This window comes from Sporocytophaga myxococcoides (assembly GCF_000775915.1).
Classification (GTDB): domain Bacteria; phylum Bacteroidota; class Bacteroidia; order Cytophagales; family Cytophagaceae; genus Sporocytophaga; species Sporocytophaga myxococcoides_A.
Genome location: NZ_BBLT01000021.1, coordinates 1 through 4657, shown reverse-complemented (window position 1 = coordinate 4657; position 4657 = coordinate 1). Strand labels below are relative to the sequence as shown.

The 4657-nt window shown below is 50.5% G+C and carries 7 protein-coding genes; 2 read left to right on the top strand and 5 right to left on the bottom strand.

Translation table 11 applies throughout. The annotated features are described in order from the left end of the window. The 4 genes from MYP_RS24465 to MYP_RS24450 form a co-directional block, all read right to left on the bottom strand. Positions 1 to 680 (bottom strand): plasmid recombination protein (locus tag MYP_RS24465; protein WP_045469993.1); only part of this gene is annotated, 680 nt, incomplete at its 3' end. 145 nt (positions 681 to 825) lie between these two features. Continuing rightward, complete coding sequence (locus MYP_RS24460; RefSeq protein ID WP_045469990.1) at positions 826 to 1038, bottom strand: hypothetical protein; 213 nt, start codon at positions 1036 to 1038, stop codon at positions 826 to 828. Between the two features lie 266 nt (positions 1039 to 1304). Beyond that, positions 1305 to 1538 (bottom strand): hypothetical protein, encoded by a 234-nt coding sequence (locus MYP_RS24455; RefSeq protein ID WP_045469986.1) that lies wholly within the window; start codon positions 1536 to 1538, stop codon positions 1305 to 1307. A 1-nt stretch (position 1539) separates the two neighbouring features. Next, complete coding sequence (locus MYP_RS24450) at positions 1540 to 2175, bottom strand: hypothetical protein (protein WP_156140827.1); 636 nt, start codon at positions 2173 to 2175, stop codon at positions 1540 to 1542. A gap of 501 nt (positions 2176 to 2676) precedes the next feature. Between MYP_RS24450 and MYP_RS24445 the strand changes: the two genes are divergently transcribed. Together MYP_RS24445 and MYP_RS24440 are read left to right on the top strand one after the other, a co-directional pair. Next, positions 2677 to 3300 carry a hypothetical protein gene (locus MYP_RS24445; RefSeq protein ID WP_045469980.1) on the top strand — a complete coding sequence of 208 codons (624 nt, stop codon included), beginning with the start codon at positions 2677 to 2679 and terminating at the stop codon, positions 3298 to 3300. A 28-nt stretch (positions 3301 to 3328) separates the two neighbouring features. Further along, positions 3329 to 3730 (top strand): response regulator, encoded by a 402-nt coding sequence (locus tag MYP_RS24440; protein WP_045469977.1) that lies wholly within the window; start codon positions 3329 to 3331, stop codon positions 3728 to 3730. Here the strand turns inward: MYP_RS24440 and MYP_RS24435 are convergent. Next, positions 3716 to 4657 (bottom strand): toprim domain-containing protein (locus tag MYP_RS24435; RefSeq protein WP_045469974.1); only part of this gene is annotated, 942 nt, incomplete at its 5' end. The genes MYP_RS24440 and MYP_RS24435 overlap by 15 nt on opposite strands.

Here is a 4657-nt window from a genome sequence, read left to right as displayed (position 1 = left end):
TCGGTATGTGCCTGGCCAAAGGGAATTGTCTCTGCCATGGTGCGGGCCGGGAGGGGTACTGGCTTCGGCGTCTTAACGGCCGGGACTTCGGGTGGCTGTGCGTTCACTGCGCCGTAGTACGCCTTAACGCGCTCATGCTTGGCTGTGCTGCCCTCGATGCCCCGCTCGATACCTAGATGTGCGACAGGTGCAGCTGCTCGCGTTTGCCACTCGTCCAAATTTCCACCGTACTTCCCTCTGCAGTTCAGCTTGCCGTTTTCCCCAAGTGCCACGTCCAGGATTTGATAATGCGGAGTTGCCTCATCAAGGTGTAAAACGACGCTCACTGCATGCGGAAAATTCTCTGCAATCCACGGCTCGACAGCCACGCGCCATGCGTCCAGACGATCCTTTTGCCAATGTCCTGCACGGCTCGGATCGTCGGGCCGGAAGTATTCCGGGGATGCGGAAATAATCGCCTCGACAGCCAAAACTGCGTTGCTTCGGATCTTCTGATCGCCGATTTTTTTCTGCACCGCGAGGTGCGCCGGTTCGTCCAGGGCGACGACCTGGATGAACTTGCCGCCGGGGGCGGCATTTGGTGTGGGCCGCGCACGTAGATTGTGGCTACCGGCAGCCGCAATCTCCCCCCAAGTCTTGAGCTTGGCGATGCGGAAAACGACTCTTGGCGTTTTGTCCATGCGGCCTCCGGTTTTAGATTTTCCCTACCCTGGCGGAGCTAGGATCAGTAGGGCTCACGACAATCTGCGCAGCAGATTGTGTAGTGAGTGCACAAAATCAATTTTAGACCCTCCTTACCCGTAGGAAAGAAGGGTAAGCCACTTCTCAGGCCTTTTTTGCCTGGAGCTTTAGAAATTTGATCTCCAAGGCGTGCTTTTCCTCAGTGAGCTTTTGTACCTGGGTCGTCGCTTTATTCAGCTGGGCCTGTAGGTCTGAGATGGTCTTCTGTTGGGCAACGATAACCGCAGCTTGGTCAGCCATGGTTTGACGCTGACGCGTCCTGTAAATTTCCTGTTTTTCGGCGTTAGTTTGTGCCATGGTTATTTCTCCTTAACGTTATGAGTTATGTAACTAATATTATAATTATATACTAATTTATTCCGTAACTAATGAATTAACTAGTTACATAACTAAATGCTTAGATTATTTATTTAATTATGTAACCATATCAAAAAAAGTTAGTAACAAAGTTACGTAACTAAAATCATTTTATGAAATTTTAGTTACGTAACCAATGTACAAAAAAAGGGGGCAGATTGCCCCTAAGTTACGTAACCAGTTTCTTTTCCTACTGGCTTAGTACCTTATAAAGTCGGGTCAGGAGGAAAGACTTGGTCGTCGCTCCTCATCAGGGCGAAATACCGGAATGGGGGGTCCTCGTCCTCCTGGGCCTGATCCTTCCATTTCTCTAGGACGTGACGCGCTTCCTCCTCCTCATCAAAGGTTGAGCCTAGCTCGCACCATCCACCGTCTTCCCATCCATAAATGTCCCAGGTGTACTGCTCGTCGTTCGTATTTTCTTGCACGATTTTCTCCACATTAGTTGAGGGTTAATTCGCGCTGTTCTTCGACCTGGACAGTCTCCAGTTCGTCTATTTTTCGGGTAGCCTTCCGCCGTTCCTTGCGATATTCCTGGATGAATACCATCCTGTCTCCATTGAAAAAAACATGGGGGTTGATCCAGTAAAAATTGGTTCGGTCAGATTCGGCAATCATCTTTTTCTGAAGCAGTTCAGCCATGGCCCGGTGGTAGCTCGCTCGGCTTAGACCCTTCACCCCGTTCTTCTTAATCCAGTCTTCGCAATCCTTCCAAGTCCACCAAATACCCTCTTTACCTGGTTGATCCTGGTAGACCAAAAGGATGAAGTGGATGAGCTTTTGAGCAGGTCTATTCAGGTCAAAGAAGAGTGAGGCGTTCTTGGTGAAAAGCTTCACGAACTGCGACTCATCGACTTCTTCAATCCGGTGGACACCCGCCATGTGGATGCTTTCTCCTGTGTCTTCTTTGACAATGCAGCCAGCCGCCATGGTCACGCGTTTGGTCCCGATTTTGACCTCTGTACTGACCTGCCAAAAAGGGTTCCTCTCGTAGACCGTTACGTCTTTTTTCCTGCTCTTGACGGTGGTGCTAATTGCTCGGAGGTTCAAATCGGTTTGTATGCCTGTCTCAGCCATGGGGGTCATCCTGATATTTGGGTTCTCAAAAAATAATAACTGAATTCTCAGTAGGCTTTGCCTCACTGAGCACCCAACTTTCAATTTTTTGCTGTTTTCTGAGACAATTTTATCAGTTCTCAAAAATGCTTGTCTATCTGAGAACTCAGTTCTCGTAAATTGAGAACTGAGTTCCCGTAATCTGCGACCGTACATGGCTTAACCATGCGGTTCTTGGAGGTTTCTCTTCTTACATCTTCAGTAGGGGCCTTGGCCCCTACTGAATCCTTAACTCCAGCCGCGCCAAGGCGCGGGAATACTACAAGGTTACGCAATGCTTACGCATTGCTAGATGCCGGTAGGAAAGGAGGGGGATCCCCAACAATCGTAGATGCTCTTGAAGAGCTAAGGGGGCGTTAAAGGCTTGTTTAGAGCAAAAACTTGCTGTTCTAGGCCACTTTCGGGACTTGGAGGGGATGGTGCTCTGGTAGCTTGGTTAGACGATGTAACCAGGAGCTAGGGATGACAGAAAAAATGATGATGGCGATCGAAGCAGCCTTATGGCGGGTGCTCGATGCAAGCCTTAAGAAGGTCGACGCGATGTATCCAGATCGCAGCACTGTCGATAGTGAGTACGTGCTGCATTTACGGTGTGTACAGAGTCTGATGGGATGGCATCAGACGCAGTTGATGGCCCTTTACAAAATGCGACTAGCTGCTCGAGCTCATAGGCCTATGCCACCCCGTCGAAGTTCATCATGGACTGACGATCTAGACGATTGGGATCTTGTTCTTGAACTATTTGGGTCGCCTGGGGCGTCGTCCTGGATGATGTCCATAGGTCTTGCAGCACTTCCGTATGACATCCGCTTGTTGCTCGTACAGATGACTTTCATCATCGAGCTGGCGATGACTGATGCCGTGAAATGCCTAGGTGAACTACAAGTAATGGCCGACTCTCTAACGTCCGAAAGTCGCAGCATGGGGGGACGCAGCAAGGCTCCTGCTCCTGTTCAGGTCAAGGATCGACAACTTATCGAACGAGAGTCATACGCCTTAGCAGAGCGTGTAAAGAGGATGATGCAGCCAAAAAATGCTGTGCTCTCTTCACGAAAATCTATGCTCAATTTACTCAAAAAAAACTGAACAATATGTCAACTGGTATCATGCTGTAATGACGAAGAAGATACTGCTGATTGAAGACTCAGTGAACGACGCCCAACTCACGCTCCATGCTCTAAGAACCTGTGGCATTGAGAATCCTGTTGTAGATGAGTTTGACGGTGCTGAGGGTCTTATTCGACTTGCTGATGACCCTGAGATAGGTCTTGTCTTGCTCGACCTAAAGCTTCAGAAAATTAATGGTTTTGAGTTCCTGAAAATAGTTCGAAGCAACCCACGATTTGTAGAGCTTCCAGTAGTCATTGTCTCCAACTCAAGCGTACTGTCTGACCGGACTAGGGCTGAGATGTTAGGCGCGTCTGGGTACATCGTTAAGGATTTTGACTTGGAGGAGTTCAGGGCTTCGATCTTCCATACCCTGAAACCTTTCAGAAACCTGCTAATTTGGCCTTAAAACGGGCCTTGGAGCGTTTTTTCCGGTTAGAGGTGTCTCCGGTTCATCCCATACCTGATTAACGCGCCAGGCTTCGTTTTTGACGGTTTCTGACCAATCCTTACGGCTGGGCTTCAACCGCTTTGCGTGGAACTGCTCGGCTGCTTGTGCGGCTACCTGGTCACCGCGCCGGTCGGCGTCATATCCTGCTAATACCTCGGCTCCTTCGGGAATCCACGGCGCGAGTTTTGATGGGGGCAACTGGTCCCCCCCTGAGGCTATAGCAATGACATCAGGATGCATCGCTATAGCAGCAATTGCATCGAGTGGTGCCTCCACAAGCACGACCTTTTTCCCTGTCCCTGGGATGATGAAAGGTCCGCACTCTGCACCCCCAATACTGCGATGAAATTTTGTATCTCCCGTGCCCCTTTGGAAGGCTCCACCGCCTGTCCTTTTGAAGGTCGCATTTGCCCTATTGTCTGCATAGACCAACCCCAAGCTGTGGAGCTTGTCGATTAGCTTCGTTGGCATGCCGCGAACTTCATGAAGCCACCTTCGTACTCGAGGCCACTTTGTTGGGTCTGGCGCCGGCGCAGCCACCGGTGCTTTAGTGATCTCCTGGACGTCTGCAGGAGCTCGTTTTACAAGCTCCCTGGCGTGCTCTGTCGCGATGGCTGAATTGTCGAAGTGCTCCGCCAGAAGGCGCACGGCGTCTTTGTAGGTCAGGCTATCAAGGTGCATGAGCAAGTTGATTGCGCCGCGCTTACCCTCTCCTCCCTGTTCTATCCAAACATCTGCTCCGGCCTTACCAGACGACACGGCAATTTTCCGACCGTCTGGCAGTACGTATTTTCGTGACGCGTGGCGCGAATAGCTCCCCTCCTCCAGCTCGGCACCATAGACGCGTTTGAGTACCGTATCGATCGATAAGGCCCGTAGCTGGTT

What these genes read in the sequence shown, in the direction of transcription:
- MYP_RS24460 (WP_045469990.1), bottom strand. Translation starts at nt 1,038, where the DNA reads ATGGCACAAACTAACGCCGAAAAACAGGAAATTTACAGGACGCGTCAG.
- MYP_RS24450 (WP_156140827.1), bottom strand. Translation starts at nt 2,175, where the DNA reads ATGGCTGAGACAGGCATACAAACCGATTTGAACCTCCGAGCAATTAGC.
- MYP_RS24445 (WP_045469980.1), top strand. Translation starts at nt 2,677, where the DNA reads ATGACAGAAAAAATGATGATGGCGATCGAAGCAGCCTTATGGCGGGTG.
- MYP_RS24440 (WP_045469977.1), top strand. Translation starts at nt 3,329, where the DNA reads ATGACGAAGAAGATACTGCTGATTGAAGACTCAGTGAACGACGCCCAA.